The organism is Sphingobacterium sp. UBA5639 (assembly GCF_002421245.1).
GTDB classification, from domain to species: domain Bacteria; phylum Bacteroidota; class Bacteroidia; order Sphingobacteriales; family Sphingobacteriaceae; genus Sphingobacterium; species Sphingobacterium multivorum.
Map to the genome: position 1 here is coordinate 280899 of NZ_DIJR01000005.1, position 22559 is coordinate 303457.

Here is a 22559-nt window from a genome sequence, read left to right on the forward strand (position 1 = left end):
AAATCCAGGAAAAATGAAATTTACATCAATTGTTCGCGTCATGGGCTGTCTCCTTGGGATCGCAATTTTCCCTTTATTCTTGAGGGCAAAAATGAAGGAAGGTATTTTTGAGCAGGAGATCATCCAGACGCTGCGCCCTGTTATCCTAAAGCAGTCCAAGTGGGCGATGAAGCAGAAACCATTGACTGTGACAGCTTATAAGGCAGTTCGGAGTACCGGGGGTATTCATGATTTTTATTCTGAAGGCGATTATTGGTGGCCCGATCCCAAAGATCCCGCTGCGCCCTATATTCAACGGGATGGGATGACTAATCCAGCCAATTTCGTTGAACATCGTAAAGCGATGATCCGCTTTAGCCGAATCGTGGGGGCACTGGCCTCAGCCTATCGTTTGAATCCAGATAAAAAATACGTACAGCAGGCCCTTCGCCATTTAAAGGCTTGGTTCGTGGATGCAGAGACGATGATGAATCCGAATCTTCTTTATGCTCAGGCTATACAAGGGCGTTTTACAGGGCGAGGAATAGGCATTATTGATACCATTCATCTGATGGAAGTTGCACAGGGCGTAAAGATATTTGAAGACGACCCCAATTTTCCACAGGCTGCTAAGGATGCCATACATCGCTGGTTTGCAACCTATTTACGCTGGCTTACAACGCATCAATATGGGATCGATGAAATGAATGCTGCCAATAACCATGGTACCTGTTGGGTGATGCAGGTCGCTGCATTTTCGAGTTTGGTGCAAGACACGGTATTACTCAACAGATGTGCAGATCGCTATGCGCACGTGTTATTGCCGAATCAAATGGAGTCTAATGGCAGTTTTCCGAGAGAATTGCAGCGGACAAAACCTTATGGATACGCGTTGTTTAATCTGGATGCGATGACCATGATCTGCCAGATTTTGTCCAAGACCAACACCTCCCTTTGGCAGTATACATTGTCAGATGGGCGGACAATAAAAACGGGTGTTGATTTTATGATCCCTTATATTGCAGATAAAGAAAAATGGCCATATCCGAAAGATGTCATGTATTGGGATCAGTGGCCAATTGCGCATCCGGCACTCGTATTTTCGGCAGAAGCTTACCAGAATAAAGACTATCTGCAGCTTTGGAAAAAGCTTGATCATGCACCTGAACAAGAAGAGGTTGTTCGAAATTTACCCATTCGCAACCCGATTATATGGCTTTGATTTTCCTGGCTCTTTATAAAATAACTTAACCATTTCACCTTAAAAACCTACAGATAACATGAATGTTAATGCGACGTCTTTGCGAAGATATACCCTCTTTTTGCGCTTTCGAAATTTAAAAAGGCCATCCATTGCCAAAGCACTATTTTTGACGGGAATTCTGTGCGCTTTTCAACACGTTGAGGCACAGAGTACCAGGCAGCTGCAAAAAGCGTGGGGCCTTGCAGATCAACAAGCTCAACTACTTTATAAAGAATTGCAGCTCTTGAAAAAAAGGGATTCATCCTTGGTTTCGCCACGTACGCTTTCCACAGATAACGAACTGGTTGCTGTGAAAAGGGGGGACTGGACCAGTGGTTTTTTTCCTGGCGTCCTATGGTTTCTCTACGAAAAGTCGGGAAAACAACAATGGAAGGATCTCGCTTCGGAAACAACAAGGTCGATCGAGGCGGAGCAATTTAATGGTAAGACCCATGATATGGGCTTTAAGATCTATTGTAGCGTTGGAAATGGTTATCGCTTAACCGCAAATCCACAGTACCGGGAGGTGCTTGTACAGGCAGCCAAAACGCTGGCAACCCGTTTCAATCCAACAGTCGGCTGTATACGTTCGTGGGACCACAATAGCCACCGCTGGGACTTTCCGGTTATCATTGATAACATGCTCAATCTAGAATTGCTGTTTGAAGCAACCAAACTCACTGGAGACTCTACTTATTATCAGATCGCGGTGAGCCACGCCAACACAACGCTAAAAAATCATTTTAGACCGGATTACAGTACCTATCATGTGATAGACTACAACCCGAAAACAGGAGCAGTGCAGCATAAAAACACCCATCAGGGCTTAAGTGACGAATCGACCTGGTCGCGGGGTGAAGCCTGGGCACTGTATGGCTATACGATGTGTTACAGAGAAACCGGCGATCCGAAATATTTGCAGCAAGCCGAAAAAGTTGCACATTGGCTGTTTACACATCCTAATATGCCGAAAGACTTGATCCCTTATTGGGATTTCGATGCACCTCATATACCAAATGAACCACGGGATGTGTCGGCAGCGACAGTCATCGCATCGGGGCTGTTGGAATTAAGCACGTATAGCAACCAAGGAAAAGATTATCGTGCAAAAGCACAGACCATATTGGCTAACCTGATAGACCATTACATGTCGCCACCAAATAAAAATCGCGGTTTTATATTATTACACAGTACGGGATCGAAACCTTCCAATACCGAAGTGGATAAACCTTTGAGTTATGCCGATTATTATTTCTTGGAAGCACTGCATCGACAAGAAGAGCTGCAGTCCGGAAAAGTGCAATCGGATCTGGTCCGGAAAAATCCAGCGGGACAATTGATCTATTTTCCGGATGCACAGGGAAACGTCATCCCCGACTTTAGCCATGTGGGCTATCATCAAGGTGATCAAAAGCTGCCCAATGTTCCTGTCGTGGTTACGGTAAAACCCAGCATAAATGGCGATGATCAGCAAATTATACAGCAGGCTATCGATGCCGTAGCAGCAAAAACACCTGATAAAAACGGTTACAGAGGTGCTGTTTTGTTAAAAAAAGGCCTATACACTATACCTGGGAGTTTGGAAATTCATGCCAGCGGTGTGGTGTTGAGAGGTGAGGGGGATGCCGAAGGACAAACCCTGCTTAAAGCAGCAGGCCAGCACCAACGGAGCTTATTGAAAGTTTCCGGTACGGGTAATTATACAGTGGATCAGGCTAGACAACAGTTTGTTAAGCCTGGCTATGGACCTGTAGGGGCTAACTATGTTCTGGTCGATCGTCCGAAGGAATGGAGAGTGGGCGAGCAGGTCCTCCTCTCGTATGAAATGAACGATGCCTGGATTGAAGCGCTTCGAATGAACCAGATTGAAAAAAGAGAAGGGACGAAACAGTGGACAGCGCGGGAATACAAGCTAAATTTTGAACGTACTATTTTAGCCATTCGAGGTGACTCTGTATTTTTTGATAATCCCCTGGTGATGGCGATTGATCCGAGGTACGCAAAAGTGGCCGTTATTCCCTACACCTTCGACGGGCGTATAAGTGAAGTTGGGATCGAAAATATACGGTTCGAGTCTGATTTTGTAAGTGATACGGACGAAAATCACGGCTGGATTGCAATTGATATGGATAAAATAACGAATGGTTGGGTGCGCAATATCACCGCGCGTTATTTTGGCTATGCGGCGGTGAGTCTTGGTGCTTTTGCCAAACAGATTACAGTAATGAAGTCGCGGTGTCTGGATGGAAAATCTCAAATTACAGGCGGGCGGAGGTATTCGTTCAATAATGACGGTCAGCTTAATTTATTTAAAGAACTTTATACGACGGAAGGTCGTCATGATTACGTAACAGGGGCCAGGACCCTCGGTCCGAACGTTTTTAGCCTTTCTAGCGCGGAACGAACACATGCGGATATTGGTCCACATCATCGATGGGCTGTTGGAACCTTATACGATCAAATCGTAACGGATGGTGAAATTAATGTGCAGGATCGGGGTAATTGGGGGAGTGGACACGGTTGGGCTGGGGTGACACAAGTCTTATGGAATTGTACGGTCAAAAGTGCTGCAGTACAACAGCCCTGGACTTCTGGGCAAAATTTTGCCATAGGCGTAAAGGGAGAGAAAGTAGCTGGAAGATTGAAAAATAGAAACGCTGGTTATTGGGAAAATCAAAACCGGATAATGTCGATCGGCTCGCTTTATGAGCAACAATTAAAAGATCGATTAAAGTGATTCTTGTTCGTGTTTATTCAATGGAATGATTATTTTTATCATCCATTTCAATTATATACCTTATGATGCCACTACGTGTTTTTGTGCGCTGTTTTTGCTGTGCTTTAGCGTTAATTTCTGTTTTGCATGCGCAGGAAAAAAACTATCGTTTTTTACACTTGGATGTCAATGAAGGTTTGTCTCAGGGCAGCGTTTTCGCTATTGCTCAAGATTATTTGGGTTTTATGTGGATCGGTACCCGTGATGGCTTAAATAAGTACGACGCCAGAAAGTTTACGATTTACCGCAGCAATCCACAAGATAGCCTTTCCTTAGAGCACAACTTTATTCAAGCGATTACGGAAGATAACAAAAGGCGGCTTTGGATAGGGACAATGACAGGACTGAATTTATACAATCGTGCGTCAGACAATTTCATCCGTATACCCTTACCTACTGTGGAGAGTAGCAGTGGAAAAATGGATGTCAACGTTCATCAGATTTTTCAGGATTCCAAGGGCAAGATTTGGATTGCGACAAATATAGGCTTGTATAAGATTAAAGAGGGCCGGCATCTCGAAGCGGAATTGGTCTTCAATGAGATTACCGTTGAAAGAAGCCAGGGAAAAGAATACTATCGTAATTTTCGAACCGTGTATGAGGATCGCAGAAAGCGATTGTGGTTTTGTACTGATGATGCCATTGTACTCATGCAGGCCGCATCGAAAGATGGAAATAGTTTAAAGGTTCTACGGACTTACTTCAAAGAGAAATCAGTAGATAATAAAGTTAATCAACGGTTTCAGGCCGTATTGGAGGTTAGTCCAGGTATATTCTGGGTAGGCACGAAATATAATGGGATTCGGATTATCAATGAGCATACAGGCGAAATATCCTCGTTAACTGAAGCGGGCAATCATACAGGTTTGGCCAGTCAAGATGTACGGTCCTTAAAAAAAACAGTTGATGGAAAGATTTGGATCGGAACATTCAATGGCCTATATGTTTATCAAAATGGAAAACTGCTTTTTATTCAGGCAGACGATGGAAATCCCAATAGCTTAAGCAATAATTCCATTCGTCCTATATTTCAGGACAAGAGGGGATCTATTTGGATCGGAACCTATTTTGGAGGGGTCAATATCTATGACAAGGATATTCCCAATTTTCAGAATTTTACCCATCAAGCTAAACGCAATAGCTTAAGTTACAATGTGGTGAGCGCTTTTGTTGAAAATGGAATGGGAGAACTTGTAATTGGAACTGAGGGTGGAGGATTGAATTATTTTAATCGGGGTACGAATTCGTTTTTTAGTGAACGTCACGATAAAAATAACCTGAATGGCCTAAGTCATAACAATGTGAAGTCCATCTGTCTAGATAAGGGAGGGAACTTATGGGTAGGTACCTATGACGGTGGATTGAATTTAAGACGAAAGGGGCAACAAGGCTATGAACATTTTCGTTTCGATCCCAATGTAAGTAATGGCCTGGCAAACAATAATGTCTATGCAATCTTAGAGGATCGCAATGGCGATATTTGGATTGGCACGTTCGGTGGCGGACTACAGGTGCTTCGTAAAAACCAGAAAGTGGGATCTTTCCAGACATTTGATGTTGCAGGAAAGCAATTGAGCTCCAATATGGTGCGCGCTTTGCTAGAGGATTCAAAAGGTAATCTATGGATCGGTACTTCCAATGGGTTAAATCTAAAACTAGCCGGTACCGATAAATTTGTTTCCTTTCTAAATGACAAGAAAGATTCTCTTTCAATTAGCGGAAATGATATTGTGAGTATCCATGAAGATCGAAAAGGACAGATTTGGATCGGTACCTATATGGGCGGGCTCAATCGCTATCTTCCGGAGAAGAAAGCGTTCAAAAGGTTCAATGAACGAAATGGATTGCCGATCAACAATGTTTTTGCGATGTTGAGCGATCTGAAAAACAAATTGTGGTTGAGTACAAATACAGGGATTTCTTGTTTCGACCCCCTATCGGGTCATGTACGCACCTATACGAAGACCGATGGTCTTCCTGGCAACGAATATATTCAAAATGCAGCAGCAATGTTGCGGGACGGAAAACTTGCCTTTGGAAGTTTCTCCGGCTTCACCCTATTTAATCCGGATAGTTTAAGTGTCAATAATTATATTCCCCCCATTCAGTTTACAGAGCTGAAATTATTCAATAAAACAGTTCTCCCAGGTATTGATGCTGTTATTCCCAAAGATATATCCATGATGGATGAATTGATACTTGATCACAATCAAAATGTTTTTAGTCTCGAATTCAGTGTGTTGAATTATGTCCATCCGGAGAAAAATCAATACGCGTATTATCTGAAAGGTTTTGATCAAGACTGGAATTATGTGAGCAATCCCGTGGCTACGTATACCAATTTAGACCCTGGTACCTACGAGCTTTGGGTAAAGGGGGCTAACAACGATGGGGTATGGAACGAAAAGGCAACGGTTTTGAAGATTAAAGTGCGGCCAGCACCCTGGAAGACATGGTGGGCCTATAGCGGCTATTTTCTTCTTTTTGCTGCGGCCGGTTTTTTGATTATCCGATTTTTCCACGGCCGGAATAAATTGAAACAGGACCTTTTGATTCGGCAAATAGATTCGGAAAAACAGGAGGAGCTGCATGAAGCAAAACTGAATTTCTTTACCAATATCTCCCATGAATTCCGTACGCCATTGTCATTAATTATCGGGCCGTTAAATCAATTAAAAGGCGACCGATCGCTTTCAGCGTATGCACAGGAGCACCTTGGTTATGCGACGAGAAATGCCGATCGGTTGATGAATCTGGTCAATCAGCTGCTTGATTTCAGAAAACATGAAGGCGGAAAGATGAAATTGTTTTGCCAAAAGGTTCATCTTGCTACGTATTTGGAAAACATTCGCCAGAATTTTCACTTTATTGCCGAAAAAAATAATATTCAGTTTTTTCTGGATAATAAGGTAAGTCCTAATTACGTTACAGGTTTCGATCCGGAACAATTTGAAAAAGTCCTTGTCAATTTGATTTATAATGCGTTTAAATTTACGGATAAGGGAGGTAAAATAAAGATACAGGTTGAGCTAGAAGTGGAAGGTGAGTTGGAGAAATTGCTTGTTTCCGTTTGGGATTCCGGGCGTGGAATCCCACCCAAAGATATTCCTTTTGTATTTGAACAATTTTATCAGGCCAATACAAAAGGCTTGTCGGCTACCAACGGTGGAATAGGTTTGGCACTTTGCCGTTCCATTGTCCAGTTGCACGGCGGGAAACTCACTGTTGAAAGCAATATGGCACAGGAAACGACAGACTACAATACGGTATTTCGGATCAGCCTGCCCCAGAGCGCTGTCGTCATCGAAGAGCTACCGGTCTTAACGGATATTCCAGGGATGATATGCGCTGACCCAGCAGATGCCGGTATGCCCTATGTGGATACTACAAAAACAGCAATTGAGCGTCCTGCGGCGGAGGAAGATAAACCCATCATACTTGTTGCCGAGGACAATGTGGAGCTACGTTGTTTTCTATGTGAAAATTTACGAAAAAAATATATTGTTTTGGAAGCCAACGATGGTATTGAGGCCTTGGAATTGGTGCAAACAAAACAGCCCGATATTATCATTTCGGATGTAACGATGCCCAACTGTGACGGAATCACACTTTTGCAGCAGATTAAAAATGATAGCAGTTCAAATCATATTCCGGTGATTCTTTTGACAGCCCGCACAGCTGATCCTTATATCACAGAGGCATTTGAAATCGGTACAGATGATTACATTACCAAGCCCTTCAGTATGCCGCACCTCATTCAGAAAATTTCTAACATCTTACAGACGCGGAAAAGGTTGGAGGAAAAATTTGTACAGCATTATCTTCTTGGAGCGCAGGGAACAGATCTGCCCGAAAGAACTCGTTTCTTGGATCAGGTGTTGAAGATTGTTGAAGAAAATCTGGGCTGCGAAGATTTTGGCGTGCTTGATCTTACAAAAGCCATCGGTGTGAGCCGCTCTGTTTTGTACCGCAAGATTAAGCAGCAAACGGGACTGAATCTGGTTGAATTTATTAATATGGTCCGTCTCAAGAAAGCAGCCTATATTTTGGTGAACGATACAGGTTTGAGTATCAGCGAGGTGGCTTATCAGGTCGGGTTCAATGATCCAAAGTATTTTAGCAAATCATTTAAGAAATTCTATAAGGAGAGTCCACGTACCTATGTTGAAAAATTCGGTGTAAAGGAAAGTAGCAATTTAGAAAAATAAGCAAGGGTTTTCGTGATTTGGTCAGCAGCAGCGAGGACAGCAGACTGAATTTTTTTTCGGTCAAAAAAAAAGGTTTTCAAACGGGGAGAATGAAAACCTTCAATAACCAATTATAAACCTAAATTATGATGCAACAAATATAGTTGTTTTTAATACTATTTTAAAAATAATTCAACTTTTAAGTATAGTTTTGTAGTTGTCCAGCTACAGGTTAATATTGCCCTGTCGCTGAAAGAACCTGCCCATAGCTTATACGCTTTTGACCAACTTATGAATAACGTATAAAGTGGTCAATCCCAACAGCGCAAATATGCCATAACCTAATCCAATCTGAAACTGCGAAGAAGGGTTTACCAAGCTTACCGTGATGTAACTGAGTGAAGAGGTCAGCAGGTAGGTAATTCCGCCAACCAATCCGCCGGCGATACCTGCCGACAATGGAAACCTCCCTAAACAGTAGCTGAAATAATTGTTAAAAATAAATCCTGCTGTACAATGTACAGCAAATGCGAAAAATGTCAATGTATAGAGATTTGACAGGTAAGGTGAAACCAAGAGCATACATACAATCAGGCTGATCTGAATGAAGTTGGCGATTCTCAACTTCGGAACCAAGGCTCTTTTAATAAGGGCTTTACCAATAAAACCACCACACATCCAAGCTAAGCCCATAATTAGCGAGGTATAACCGGTTGTGATTGCGCTATAGCCCAGCTGGTGTTCAATAAAAAAGGGACCGCTGAGGTTGTAGAACATGACAAGACCGTAGGAGATACCGCACATGACTATACCGAAGGTAAAATCATTGCTTTTAAGCATCATTTTAAACTCGCCAATCAGGTAGTTGATATGGAGAGGTTTCTTCTGTTTGATTGTTTCGCCAGAAAAGATCAGTTCAAGGATGAAAAGTACAGCACTGTAAACGGCCAGAACCATAAAGTTAGAACGCCAACCAAATTGTGTCTGAAGGTAGCCGCCAATAAAAGGAGCGACAATCGGCCCGATCGACCAGACGATGGTCATAATGCTGAGGTAGTGCTTGCGCTGTTCACCTTCGTAGACATCCACAAAATAGGCTCTTTTTGAGATGACCACGAATGCCGATAAGATGCCCTGTAGAATACGCATCAGGTAAATAACCCAAATATCTTGCGTGCTTGCTGTAATCCAGAAACTGACAATGAAAAGGAAAAGTGATATCAGGTTGATGCGATATCTTCCCCAAGCGTCAACCAACGCTCCTGTAAAGAACTGAGCAACACCATAGCTGATTAGAAAAAGCGAAAGGGTTAGCTGGATTTTGCTTTCATTCAAGCCAAGCTCCTGCGCCATTTGTGGCATCGACGGAAGATAAATATCGGTCGCAAGTCCCGTAATCGGAACAAGTGCAAATGCTAGTATCGTCGGGATAAAAGATTGCTGTGGTTTAGTGTTTTTTTCCATCCTTTAATTTTTTAAATTTCGCGTCTCTATGGACGTTCATGCAGCCAGCCACTTTTTTCTATTTGACCTGCTAAATATGATGTGGACAAAAGTAGCTTCATTGCCTGTTTCGAAAGATATAGAATTCAAACAAATTATTGTGAAAATCAAACAGGCTTATTGCGGTAGGCTAAAGGTGGTATACCCGCATGTTTTTTGAAATAATTACTGAAGTTTGCGGGTTCCTCAAAACCCAGGGCATAAGCGATTTCATTGATATTCCAGCTGCTATGTTGGAGGAGGGCTTTTGCTTCCTGTGTGATGCGTAGCGCGATAAGTTCTTGTGTGGTTTTTCCTGTATTTTGTTTCAAAGCCCTGTTTAGCGAATTGACATGGATATTGAGCTGCTGTGCATAATCCGTTGCATTTTTAAAACGAAGCAAATTTTCGGTGTCAATCGGAAATTGGCGTTCCAGTAGCTCTAAGAAAAGATGTGAAATACGCTGATTGGCGTTTTGGTAAGGTGATATTCCCTCATTTGGCGCTAGTTTTAATGTTTCTAAAACGAGTAACTGCAACTGATTCCGGATAATTTCATATTTGAACGAAAAATCAGATAGCAGTTCCGCATTGATGCGCTGAAAAATGTGATCGAAAAGATCGACCTGTTCGTCCGTTAAGAAATAGACGGGGCTACCACTCGGATTGAAAAAATGGCTTTCGAGGATGTTGTGGTTGTAATGTTTGTCCTCCTGAATGAATTTTTGCGTAAAAAGACAGAACCATCCTTTTTGATCGGGATTGTCTGTTTCCCAAGAGTAGGGAACAAGCGGACTTGAAAATACAAGCGCTGGACGGTCAATAGGGATCCATTGATCGCCATAATGCAGTTGACCCTCGCCGATCATAAGGGATATTTTGAAATAATCTTTTCTATTGTACGGTGATTTTAAGGGACAATGCTCACGTGAAAATACGTTAAAATGAGAAATTTGTTCGGGCGAGGAGCTTATTGGGTAATTGGATTCTCGAAATACCCGTTGATAGAAATCAATTATATTTTCAGAAGTTGTCATGACGCAAAGTTATAAAAATCAAACCTTTTGTTGTGCGCGAGATTCCTCCCGGTCAGTCATTGATTGGTAAAATATGAACTGGAGCAAAAAGGAAGGTCCCATCACCTCGTTAGCTATGACTAGCCCGGGTGATGAGACCTTTGAGAGGGAACCGATTGTTATAAAAGGAAGCGACTATTGGGATCTAGATTTAAGAAACTCCTTGACAAATTCATCGTCGTTTAACTCAGGGTAGTCTTTATATACACGATCAATTTCTTCTTGCTGTCCGATGGAAAGATTTTCGTCGGGGTTCAGACACCAGATACCTTTCATCAAACCTTGTCTACGGAGCACCTCATGTAAGCCTGGTATACAGCCATGGAATGCATTTGCTGGGTCAAAAAATGCGGCATTACTGTCTGTGACAGCAATTGCTTTGCTTAGGAGATGGCTCGCGTGGAAGTTATTGGGGTTCTGTTTGTATGATTTTATTTCCCGAAGGAGCTCAACGGCCTTTGCCGTCCAAACGGCCCAATGACCTAGTAAGCCACCTTTAAATTCTATGGAGACGTTTTCTCCAGCTACGGGGAAATTATACACGCTCATCAGATCGTTGACAATATTGTCATCATTGCCCGTGTACATGGCAATTTGATCTCGCCGGCTGGAGTTTGCTATAGCACGCATAACGTCTAATGTCTGGTAGCGGTTGAAGGACGCGCACTTGATGGCGACGACGTTGTCGATTTCGGCAAACTGCTGCCAAAAGGAATAAGAGAAAATACGGCCACCAACGGCAGGTTGAAGATAGAATCCAAAAACAGGAATAATAGCTGCTATTGCTCTGACTCGATCTAATATTGCATTTTCAGTCCAGCTTTGGAGTCCGCCCATACTCAAAAGTCCGATATCATAACCGTATTGAAGTGCCGTGTTTGCCTCCTGTACCGCTTGTTCTGTGGCGCCGCAGATGCCCGCAATTCTGATAAATGGTCGTTGGAGCTCAGCTTTATCGACTTCTTCGCTAGCCCATCGCAACACGGTTTCAAAAAGATTGATCTCAGGGTCCCGGATTTCAAACTGGGTTGAATGTACAGCGACAGCGATTCCGCCCGCTCCACTGGCTATGTAATACTGGGTCAGGAGTCGTTGATTCGCTTCGTCAATGCTGCGGTCCTCATGGAGGGCGAGGGGGTGCGCCGGAATGACCGTCCCTTCCCAAAGCAACTGTTGTAATTTGTTGTCTAAAGTTTTCATTAGAATTTTCCTTTTCGTTCTTGAAAGTGCGTGTCTTTGTTCCATAGTTCGCCACCTTGGATCAACCATTTGGCTGTAATGTCTATCGCTTCCCGTATGGTTGTCTTCGGGTAGCCAAATAAACGATGGCATTCGGAAGCGTTGTTTAGTAAAGCAGTTCCGGCGGGCTCATTCACAAAGATGGGCCTAGTGTTGAAATGCTCAGCAAAGCGCTCTGCGATCCATCGTGTAGAAAGGATTTCGGGCCCCGTGACATTCAGTATTTTGGCCGGAGACTGACAGTGCAATAATGATCTTAAGGCAATTTCGTTGGCATCTCCCTGCCAGATGACATTGACATTTTCGGTTGTCAAATCTATTGGGAGCTGCCCTTTGACCGATTTTGCAATTTCGGCGAGGACACCATAGCGAAAATCCACCGCATAATTCAATCGGTAGACCAGGGTAGGTGTACCATTTTTCTTCGAAAAATACTCGAATATGCGCTCGCGTCCCAAGCAGGATTGTGCGTATTCACCGACAGGCTCGGGCGTTCTTTCCTCGGAAACGCCGCCATTGCTTATCGGCACAAAGGGCAGTACGTTACCCGAAGAAAAAGCAACAATGTTGGAGTCTCGAAAATGAGAAGCTACCATTCCGGGAAGATAGGTGTTCATTGCCCAGGTGAAATCTTCATTTCCTGTGGTGCCGAACTTATGTCCTGCGAGGTAAATGACATTCGGAACCTGCGGAATCTTTTTGAGTTCTTCCTCATTCAGCAGGTCGCAGGCGATGGTCTCTATGCCTAGATCTTCCAGTTCCTGTTGGAGTTCCTTGGTTGAAAAACGCGAAACACCAATGACCTTTTTGTCTATTCCTGCAGCTTGAATAGCCCGCATGGCTAGTTTTGCCATGCTTGGCCCCATTTTTCCGCCAATACCTAGGAAAAGAATATCACCTTGTATCTTTTTTATATCTTCAATTAGATCTAATGATGGTGCAAGTATTTGCTGTTCCAATTCCGCTAAATTGTTATGGTCCATGTCTGAATTATTTGATTAAATTATAGAAATTACTAAAAGCAAGAAAAACGAGTAAGAGAAGTCCGAGGATTGCCCATAATCTTGTTAGTGGGCTGTTTCTGAGCGCACCCATAATTTCTTTGTCGTTTGCGATCAGAAAGAGGATAATGCCAATAAAGGGAACAAGAAAAATGGTGATGCTTTGGGCAAAAACAATAAGCTCCAAGGGGAGATTTCCGAAGATCAGTGCGATGGCAGACCCAAAAATCATGACCAAAGAAATAAAGAGTTTCACTTTGGGGTGATTGAGATTGTTGCCGAAGCCAAAGGTATCGCCCAGTAATGAACCGCCTAATACAGCATTGCCGATCAAGGAAGAAAAGGAGGCGCCGAAAAGACCGATAAAAAAGAGGTGTGAGGCGTAGCTTCCCAAAAGCGGTTCCAATGCACGGCCCATCTCAGCGGCAGAACTCAATTTGATGCCTTGCGGATGAAGGGTATTTGCAGCGCAGACCATCACGGCAGCACTCATGATCCCGAGTATAATGATGCCGATTCTGCTCCCGACTATTTGCCGTTCCGAAGTCTGCTTGTTGGACGACAGTTTTCTTCTTGACTGCACAAGATAACTTTGATAAAACGCACCCACAATCGAAAAGCAAGACGCTGTGAAAGCAATAATTAAACCCATTGATAAAGGCGGGAGGCTTGGAATAAAACCTAAGAAAAAGTCCTGTGCAGACGTCTTTGTCATTATGGCTGTGGATAAAAAAGCAAATAGCATAAGGATAATAAGTGCTAGCATCAGTTTTTCCAGTAGCGCATAGAAAGACTTGAAGAACAACAGTAAAATGCCGATGACATTAAAAACGATGATCCATATTTTGGGGTTTGTCCCCGTTGCTTCCGAAACAGAAATGGAGACCCCTGTGGCATTTCCGGATTGAAAACAGGTTGCGACAAGGAAGATTCCGAGGCCAATGATGATGGCGGTTGTTTTACCAAATTTCTGGCGAATCAAGGTAAGTAAAGATTCGTCTCTCGCAATGCCGATACGTGCCGCCATATTGGTGAAAACCATCATAAAAAAGATCGCGACGACGACAACCCATAATAGGGCGAAGCCATAATCTGCACCCATTTTTGATGTGATGGTCATTTTGCTGGGCCCGAAAACCAGGGCGGCGGTAATGATGCCGGGACCTAAGATGGATAGCCAATTTTTAAACAAAGAGGGTTTTGGCTCGAGGTTATTTTCCATGAGATTTATCGTAAGGAGGTTAAATGCTGTTGGTTGATTTTAGGTGCAGAATTTCCAAAGTGTGTACGGATATAATTGGTAATTTCAATGACCTCTTCATTTTTCAGGAATGAAAAAGATGGCATTGCGCTCTCGTATTTGACCTTGGCTATTGTTTTGTCTTTCAGTCCGTGGAGGATAACCCGCAATAAAGGTGCTGGGTCGCCTTTGACAAGAGATGAATTGGCTAATGGGGGGAAGGTGTTTGTAAGTCCCTTTCCATCTGCTTTATGACAAGATGCACAATACGCTTCGTATAAGGCTTGACCACTTTTGGTCGGGGAGCTGACAGCGTTGGCTGCAACGGGCTTAATCATTGGCGCAACGGCTTTATCGGTAATGCGGAGTCGGTAGATCACGTCGTCATCGGGTTTTGGAAACCCCTTTTGTGGATTCCAGTCCCGGTTGCTTGAACAGAAATAAATGTCCCCATTGGGTAAGGTCAATACGGATCTTAGCCGGCCAAGTTGATCTTTGAATAGGATCTTCTCATCGACGATCTGCTGCCCATCGGCAGATAATTTTAGGATACGTAGAGACTGATTTTTTAACGTCGCAAGCAATAAGCTATGTTGCCATTCAGGGATAACGTTGGAACCGTAATAGGCCATACCAGATGGTGCAACGACTGGAGTCCACGATTTAATAGGTTCCTGTCTTGGGGACTTTTTGGCGATAGCTTTTTCCTTTTCCGTGTCAATCATGCCTTCGATCTGTGGCCAGCCATAATTTTTTAGCGGTTGGATCAGGTTGATTTCATCTTCGATGGCATCGCCATGTTCGGAGGTGTAAATTAAGCCTTTTGCATCACGGGTAAGTCCTTGCATGTTTCGAAATCCCCAGGCATATACATAGCTGTTTTTAATTGGATTGTCTTTGGGAATGCTCCCGTCGAGATTGAGGCGTAAGATTTTACCGTTTAATGAGGTGCTGTCTTGTGCGAAGGTATCACTTGCGGCATCTCCTGTAGCCCAATATACTTTTTTGTCTGTCGAAACAATAACTCGGGAGCCGTTATGTCCCGTGTTTCCGGGGATCTGTAAAAGCAATTTTGGGTTTGACAACTTGCCTGCCTTATTATAATCGTAGCGATATAGGTTGGAAAAAATAAGGCTATCTTTTTTGCTGGTGTAAGAAAGGTAAAGATAAGCTTGCTGCTGTTCCGGCTGATAGAGCGCCATTCCCAAGAGTCCCAGGGTGCGCTGATGGTATACGTCGGTCAGGCTGTCCACCAAAGTAACAACTTTTGTTTTTGTATCCAGTCTTCGTATACTTCCTCCGATTTCAGAAAACAGAATGGCGTTATTGACCCGGTCATATTGTAAATCCCAGGGCACATGGAGTTTTGTAGCTTCTTTGGTTAGCGATAGTATGCTGTGCTCCAGTTGGATGTTATTTATGGGTTTACGTTCTCTTTCTGTCTCGGAAGAACAGGAAGAAAGCAGCGGGATCAGCGATACAAGCCAAATATAGGTTTGTTTTTTCATATAGGATCTACGGTTATTCCTTTGATTTATGTGGTTAGTCAAATGTAGTCGAATAAAAATAAATATACAAAAAATAAGTTAAATTGTATACAAAAATATTTTATCAGCCTAAGGTAAATACGATTTAGTTTATAATCTGGTGGGCAAAAATGTGGTATTATAGATTTGTCACGAACTTGTTAGCAAAGCTATTTTTGTAAAAAAGTGAAAAAAATATTGAATTGTATACAAAAAATATATATTATTGTATTCACTATGATAAAGTAAAGAAGAGAAATTGCGATCGCATAGGGGTCGAAAATTATTTTTCTTAAAAAATACCAATAAACTAAAGAGCTTATAAATCATTTATTTAACCACTTTAACCTGAGTATTCATGATACTAAAGCAGATTAAAATCCGGGATGTAATAAACAGGAGTTGCCTGTTGGTAGGGCTACCTTTTATTTCGATGGCTGCATTGGCAAATGTACCTTCTTCCCCTAATAATGGAAAGATTCCGATCTCGGATGTTCTAAATCCTTCGCCGGGTTTAGCTAAATTTCAGCAGCAGCTTGTCGGGCAGGTGCTGGACGCCAAAGGGCAGCCACTGTCCGGTGTGGAAGTGCGTAACCTTAAAAATGCAACTGTTACCGTTACGGATCAAGAAGGCCGTTTTAAATTAACGGGTTCGGTTTCAGATCAGATTCAATTTCGGTTAATCGGTTTTAATACAAAAGTGGTGTCGGGGAAAGACGTGCAGGCTTTGGTGCTTGATGCGAGCGAAAATGCGCTGGATGAAGTGGTTGTGGTGGGGTATGGTAAGCAGAAAAAAGGCAACTTGACTGGTGCTGTGGCCAGTGTCAATTTTGACCAATCTACTTCAAGCCGGGGGCTTTCCAATGCCTCGCAGGCCTTACAGGGTGTTATTCCCGGTTTGGCTGTAAGTCAAAACTCAGGGATGGCCGGAAATAATGCAGCGGATCTTTTGATCCGGGGGCTGGGGACGGTCAATAGTGCTGGACCGCTGATCGTGGTCGACGGGATGCCCGATGTCAATATGAACCGTGTGAATGTGAATGATATTGAAAGTGTGACCGTGCTAAAAGATGCTTCTTCCGCTGCTGTATACGGTTCCAGAGCGGCCAACGGGGTTGTATTGATTACGACAAAGTCTGGTAAAAGAAACAGTAGGACGGCTATTTCCTTTAGTGCCAACAAATCGCTGGTGAAACCTACCCGCTCTTTTGATTTTGTTAATAATTATGCAAAAGCAATGACGGCTACGCAAAGGGCCCAGGCTTATAATACCGCTGCATCTGCATTCAATTTTAAAAATGGAACGATCGACGAATGGTTGGCTTTAAGTATGATCGACCCGAGATTGTATCCAAGTACCGATTGGTGGGATGTTATTCTTCGCAATGGTCAAAGCGGGAATTATAATGTTTCCATTAATGGGGGGACTGAAAATAACAATTACTATTTGTCTGTGGGTATGCTGGATGAGAAGGGGATACAGATCAATAATGATTTTAAACGTTATAATGCTGCATTTAACTTCGAAACAAAAGTAACCAATACCATCGGTGCTGGGGTCCGGTTCTCCGGAAATTGGTCCGATTACCGGTATAACTACGAGGATGGTATGACTGCCAACTCAACAAGTGGAATGGATTTGTTTACCTCGCCAGCAGGTATATTGCCTTATGATCCTATGACCGGTTTTTATGGTGGTGCAATGTCTTACAATGAAAGTCCGCAGGCCAATAATATTTATGCGGATTACATGACGCGCAACCAGAACCACATGAATCAAAAGCAGGCTCTGGTGAATGGTTATTTAAACTGGAAGCCGTTCAAAGGGTTTGAGGCTAAAGTGGATTATGCCCTAAATTATGACACGCGTTTTCAATGGAAGGCAGATATGCCGACAAAATTGTATAACATCCGAACAGGATTGTCTATCCGGGATCTTGTGCCAACAAATGATGGGATCTATAATACAGACCGGAACAATTACAAAACGCAGCTGAACTTCAAGTTGAGTTATGATCATAAGTTCGGCGCTAATCATGATTTCTCTGCTTTGGCCGTGTATTCCGAAGAATATTGGAACAATCGTGTTTTGGCGGGTAGTCGCTTAGATCGTTTGCATCCTAGTTTACATGAAATCGATGGTGCGTCTGAAGATGTACAAAATGTGTCGGGATCATCATCGGCGGAAGGTTTACGTTCCTATATCGGACGATTAAATTATACAGCCTTTGGAAAGTATATGTTTGAAGGGAACTTCCGGGTAGATGGTTCTTCGCGTTTCTTGCCGGGCGATCAATATGGTTTTTTTCCCTCCGCGGCAGTGGGGTGGCGGATCTCAGATGAGGCGTTTATGTCGGCATTTAAGGAGAAGATTAGCCTGAGTTCGGCCAAATTTAGAGCTTCTTATGGTTCATTGGGTAATAATAGTGGTGTAGGCTTGTATGAGCAGAAACAATCTTTGGTGTCCAGTCCCTACTATCTGATTGACAATAGTACAGGAACAGGGTCTGTTGTCAAGGGGTTGATCAATAAAAAACTGATCAACTATGACCTTACCTGGGAAAAGACAAGTGTGTTTAATTTGGGCTTGGACCTTGGGTTCTTTAAAAATAAACTGACGGCCGAGTTGGATTACTACGAAAGAAAGACGATCGGTATGAACAGACCTTCGGATGTATCGATGCATCTGACGGGTTTATTTGCTGCTCCGCGACGTAATATCGGCGATATGATGAATAAAGGGCTGGAAGCAAATGTGACCTGGAATGATAGAAAAGGTGATGTGGGTTACATGCTGAACTTTAATGTGGGCTACAACAAGAACAAGCTACTGTCTTGGAATGAGCAGTTGCAAAGAGGTTCGGTATTTATTGATATGCCTTATAATTTTATCTATGCTTTCGAATCGTTGGGCATTGCGCAGTCTTGGCAGGATGTCTATAATGCAGTTCCTCAGGGGGCTTCTCCGGGAGATATTTTGTTGAAAGATGTCAATGGTGACGGCAAATTGGATGCGAATGACCGCGTGGCATATCCCGCTTACCAATTGGGTAGGCCAAAGGTAAATTACGGATTTAGAGGTTCTGTTGACTACAAAGGTTTTGATTTCTCTTTCCTGTTGCAGGCTGCTACCGGACGAAAAGAATTTTGGATGAACAAAGCGAATTCAAATTTTTTAGGGACGGCAAATCAGGCGATTACGGAAGATCAGTGGAATAATATGTGGAGCCTGGACAATCGCCATGCCGATTATCCTAAATTGCTTCCAAGTACATTGGGATCAACGAGTCCAAATGCATACTTGAGTACATTTTGGTTGCAAAACATGTCTTATTTAAGGGTTAAAAATCTGCAGCTTGGCTATACTTTTAAGAAAGAATTACTGATGAAGCTGGGGATCCAGAAGTTACGTGTATTTGGTTCTGTAGATAATTTGGCGGTTTTGACGAGTTTTAAAGGCTTAGATCCGGAGAAAAGTACCTATACCAATGATGCCTATCCGATGACCAAGAGTTTTGTGGTTGGACTGAATGTAGACTTATAATATTTGAACTTATGAAATCGATATATAACATCGTGTTTATTTCTTCTTTGTTGCTTCTTGGTTTATCCGCGTGCCGCAAAGATTTGTTAAATCAAAATCCAACAACAACGCCAAGCTCTGAAACGTTCTGGGTGGACGAAAATGACGCGCTTGCTGCCTTAATGGCGAACTATTCGATATTTAGACCTTGTTTTGATCGTGACTATCATTTTGATGGTCATGGTGATTACCTGAAGGTGTACAATACCGGTGCGGCGCCTATTTCATTAACGGTGAATAGTCCGATGAATTATGGTTCCGGTGCGTCGGCAATGTATAGAGCATTGTATGGATCTATATTCAGTTCCAACTTTGTGATCGAAAATACCAATGCGCGCTTGCTGCCCGTAGCAAAAACTGATGCTGTAAAACAGACCTTGGAAACAATCGTGGCGGAAGCCAAATTGCTGCGTGCCATTGCCTACTTTAGACTGATTTCCTTATGGGGCGATGTACCTTATTTTTATAAATCGGCACCGGCGCCTGCAGAGGCTGATACGGTGCGTAGAATGCCTATTGCGCAGCTGAAAGATTCCATTATGGCTGATTTAAATTACGCTGTGGACAAATTGCCGAATAAGGGGGCTGCAATTGGTCGTGCCGGTAAGCCTGCCGCGTTGGCCTTCCGTGGTAAGTTTCAATTGTACTGGGGTTCGTGGAAGAAAAATGGATGGCCCGAATTGGATGGATTTGTGCAATCTGCTGCCGACGCTAAGTCGGCCTATACGGCGGCAGCTGCGGATTTTAAGCGTGTGATCAATGATTTTGGTATCAAAATGTTTAGAAATGGTGACCCAGGTTCATGGGGTGAATCGGGGAAGGCAGATGTGCTCCCAAATTATTACTACATGTTTATACCTTCTACGGGCAACTTGAGTCAAGATGAGGAAATGGTCATGGTGCTTACCCATGGCGGTGTGGGTACAAAACAGAGTGAGGAATATCAACGTGTGTGGACTGGGCCATTGGTGTCTTTAGGGCAGAACCAAGCTATTCCGCGTTATGAATTGGCCGACCGTTATCAATCTACCGTTACGGGAGATTTCTTGCCCAAGATGGTTCAGCTAGATCCAGTGAAAAATCCGGCAGCACGTACAACAGCAAATTCAGCGGTGAACCCTGAGTCGTACCGTAATCGCGATTATCGCATGAAAGCGACTTTGTTGTGGGATTATGAACTGATTATGGGGATGAGCCCTACGGAGACGACAGGTTATATTCCTTTTGTCTACAAAACTTGGGGTGCTGCGGTGACGGTTAACGGTGTCTCTTACAAAACTTCCTTCACCGATAATACCACAAATCTCTCGGGATTACAATCGCGTAAATTTGTGCGCAATTATGGTGGTGTGGCACGTAGTGACGGAAATTACAATTGGCCTTTGATGCGCATTGCAGACGTGTATCTGATGTATGCTGAAGCGACCAATGAGATTGGTGGTCCACAGGCGGATGCGATTGATTTGGTTAATAAGGTCAGGCGCCGTGGTAACTTGCCCGCGCTTGCTGGTGCTAAAACCGCTTCTCGTGATGCTTTTTTTGATGCTATAGAACAGGAAAGGATTGTAGAGTTGTTTGGTGAAGGACAGCGTGCCTTTGACCTGCGGAGATGGCGTAAACTGGAAACCGTATTTGGTAAGCCTTATGGTGATGGGAAATGGTTCCAGGATAGTTTTGGGAATAATTGGGAGCGCTTTTTCTTCAATGAGTCTGAGTTGACTTATCAAAAGTGTTATATCTATCAAATCCCGGAAACAGAACGTTCGCGGAATCCGAATTTAACACAAAATATACCTTGGAAATAAGATGGTAACACTTGACTGTAATAAGATGAAATATACATTATTTTTAATCGGCATGCTGTTCGTTAGCTTGTCCGGTTGTAAGGATGATTATCCAATGGATGAGGATGGTTTGTTGATCACGACCAGGTCGGAATGTTATGTCAGTAGTTTTGAACTGTTGGGCGCCGATTTTCAGACGGTACGGACCAAAGCTGCCTTGGTAGATACCGTTGAGCAAACCATAAAAGTGGAGGTGCTCTTTGGTACGGATTTGAAAAATCTATACCCACAGTTTTCATTGGTCACCGATGCGGTATTAGATCCTAAGATTTTAGGAAAACAAGATTTTTCCAATTTGGATACGCCACGTGAATGGACTGTTGTGTCTGGAAATAGAAAGGTTCGTAAGACGTATAAAGTTTATTTGACAGTACAAAAATAAGTAAGCTGATGAAAACAAATTATTTAAAAATAGGGCTACTGTCCATTGGATTTGGGCTCTTGCTGTTAGGTTCTTGTAAAGAAGAAGCTTATGAAATTCCAAAAGCAAAAGATGGTTTGCAAAACGATATCATTAAGCGCTCTTTAGGGCCAAATGTGGTTGGTGCTACCATAGACTTTGCTTATGCGGCGGCGATATTACCAGATCAGGGGAAGCTCACATCGATAGCTGTGGAAGCTAGCATTGCGGGTGATGAGGGTACTGTGCTTGAAAACAAATCGTACTACACCAGTAGTACGGGGGCAGATGTAGGTGTGGTCGTTGGCGACCCCGCGACAGTAAATGGGAATAGCACGGAGGTGAAATTTACAAAAGACACCTCGGCTTCAACGCTGCGTTATAGCTACAAAATACCGGCAGCAGCAAAAGGCAAATCGGTTACGTTTACATTCAGGGCGAGGTCCAGTAATGGGCAGGAAATTGCGTTGAAGACCGAAGCGTATGCGATTCGTAATATGGATATGGCCTTAGATTTGATCGGGAAAGATGGGGCAGCCTGCTTTTTTTCTGTAGCAGATCTAAAATGGTATACAGCAACGGAAGCTGCAGCAAACCCGGATAAAATTGATTTGATCTATTTGTACCGGCCATTGCCAACGGTGACTTATGCACATTCATTGGTTGCTCCCACGACGGATGCCAGTTATTTGCCGAGCTTCACCTTACCTGTCGGGCTGACAAATAAAACGAAGATCGTGAAGGCTTGGACCGTGCGCGATCAACAATTGGCACGATTGCAATACAGTGTATTTGTGGACGATGTGGATTTGAAAGACAAATCGTTTATCGATGCGCCGGATTTTGCCATTAATTTAAAAGCTGAATCAGGACTATGGCTGCAAACGGCAGATGGTAAATACAATGCTTATGTATTTGTCAATAGCGTAAATAATACCACGAAAGAAATGAAGATCAGTGTAAAAAGGTTGCAAGTAAAATAA

The 22559-nt window shown here is 43.2% G+C and carries 13 protein-coding genes; 7 read left to right on the forward strand and 6 right to left on the reverse strand.

Going from position 1 to position 22559, the window contains the following annotated elements; all coding sequences use genetic code 11:
* Nucleotides 1-13: 13 nt before the first annotated feature.
* The 3 genes from B4Z90_RS05045 to B4Z90_RS05055 all read left to right on the forward strand — a co-directional run bounded on the left by B4Z90_RS05045 (nucleotide 14) and on the right by B4Z90_RS05055 (nucleotide 8206).
* Nucleotides 14-1201, forward strand: a complete 1188-nt coding sequence (locus B4Z90_RS05045) for an alginate lyase family protein (RefSeq protein WP_286801547.1) — start codon at nucleotides 14-16, stop codon at nucleotides 1199-1201.
* Between the two features lie 58 nt (nucleotides 1202-1259).
* The gene (locus B4Z90_RS25030; protein WP_312208390.1) at nucleotides 1260-3959 is read left to right on the forward strand and encodes a glycoside hydrolase family 88 protein; all 2700 of its coding nucleotides are present in this window, start codon (nucleotides 1260-1262) and stop codon (nucleotides 3957-3959) included.
* Between the two features lie 62 nt (nucleotides 3960-4021).
* Nucleotides 4022-8206 (forward strand): hybrid sensor histidine kinase/response regulator transcription factor, encoded by a 4185-nt coding sequence (locus B4Z90_RS05055; protein WP_286801550.1) that lies wholly within the window; start codon nucleotides 4022-4024, stop codon nucleotides 8204-8206.
* Nucleotides 8207-8455: 249 nt separating this feature from the next.
* On the opposite strand, the gene B4Z90_RS05060 is transcribed toward B4Z90_RS05055, so the two are convergent.
* The 6 genes from B4Z90_RS05060 to B4Z90_RS05085 form a co-directional block, all read right to left on the reverse strand.
* Complete coding sequence (locus tag B4Z90_RS05060; RefSeq protein ID WP_115048005.1) at nucleotides 8456-9649, reverse strand: MFS transporter; 1194 nt, start codon at nucleotides 9647-9649, stop codon at nucleotides 8456-8458.
* Between the two features lie 146 nt (nucleotides 9650-9795).
* The gene (locus B4Z90_RS05065) at nucleotides 9796-10704 is read right to left on the reverse strand and encodes a helix-turn-helix domain-containing protein (protein WP_286801551.1); all 909 of its coding nucleotides are present in this window, start codon (nucleotides 10702-10704) and stop codon (nucleotides 9796-9798) included.
* Nucleotides 10705-10878: 174 nt separating this feature from the next.
* On the reverse strand, nucleotides 10879-11943 hold the full coding sequence (locus B4Z90_RS05070; protein WP_286801552.1) for a dihydrodipicolinate synthase family protein: 1065 nt from the start codon (nucleotides 11941-11943) through the stop codon (nucleotides 10879-10881).
* Entirely contained in the window at nucleotides 11943-12965 is a 1023-nt protein-coding gene (locus B4Z90_RS05075; RefSeq protein ID WP_286801554.1) for an NAD-dependent epimerase/dehydratase family protein, read from the reverse strand. Before B4Z90_RS05075 ends, B4Z90_RS05070 begins: the two co-directional genes overlap by 1 nt.
* Before the next feature lie 7 nt (nucleotides 12966-12972).
* A complete protein-coding gene (locus B4Z90_RS05080; RefSeq protein WP_115048013.1) occupies nucleotides 12973-14205 on the reverse strand; it encodes an Nramp family divalent metal transporter in 1233 nt (410 codons plus the stop codon).
* A gap of 5 nt (nucleotides 14206-14210) precedes the next feature.
* Nucleotides 14211-15731 (reverse strand): PQQ-dependent sugar dehydrogenase, encoded by a 1521-nt coding sequence (locus tag B4Z90_RS05085; protein ID WP_286801556.1) that lies wholly within the window; start codon nucleotides 15729-15731, stop codon nucleotides 14211-14213.
* 376 nt (nucleotides 15732-16107) lie between these two features.
* Between B4Z90_RS05085 and B4Z90_RS05090 the strand changes: the two genes are divergently transcribed.
* From B4Z90_RS05090 to B4Z90_RS05105, 4 genes are read left to right on the forward strand one after another with little or no spacing between them, the layout of a single operon-like run.
* Nucleotides 16108-19293 (forward strand): SusC/RagA family TonB-linked outer membrane protein, encoded by a 3186-nt coding sequence (locus tag B4Z90_RS05090; protein ID WP_286801557.1) that lies wholly within the window; start codon nucleotides 16108-16110, stop codon nucleotides 19291-19293.
* An 11-nt stretch (nucleotides 19294-19304) separates the two neighbouring features.
* Nucleotides 19305-21137: a RagB/SusD family nutrient uptake outer membrane protein gene (locus B4Z90_RS05095; RefSeq protein WP_286801558.1), complete on the forward strand. Its 1833-nt coding sequence runs from the start codon at nucleotides 19305-19307 to the stop codon at nucleotides 21135-21137.
* A gap of 25 nt (nucleotides 21138-21162) precedes the next feature.
* Nucleotides 21163-21558, forward strand: coding sequence for a hypothetical protein (locus B4Z90_RS05100; RefSeq protein ID WP_046676362.1), 396 nt, complete (start codon nucleotides 21163-21165; stop codon nucleotides 21556-21558).
* An 8-nt stretch (nucleotides 21559-21566) separates the two neighbouring features.
* On the forward strand, nucleotides 21567-22559 hold the full coding sequence (locus tag B4Z90_RS05105) for a DUF4466 family protein (RefSeq protein WP_286754374.1): 993 nt from the start codon (nucleotides 21567-21569) through the stop codon (nucleotides 22557-22559).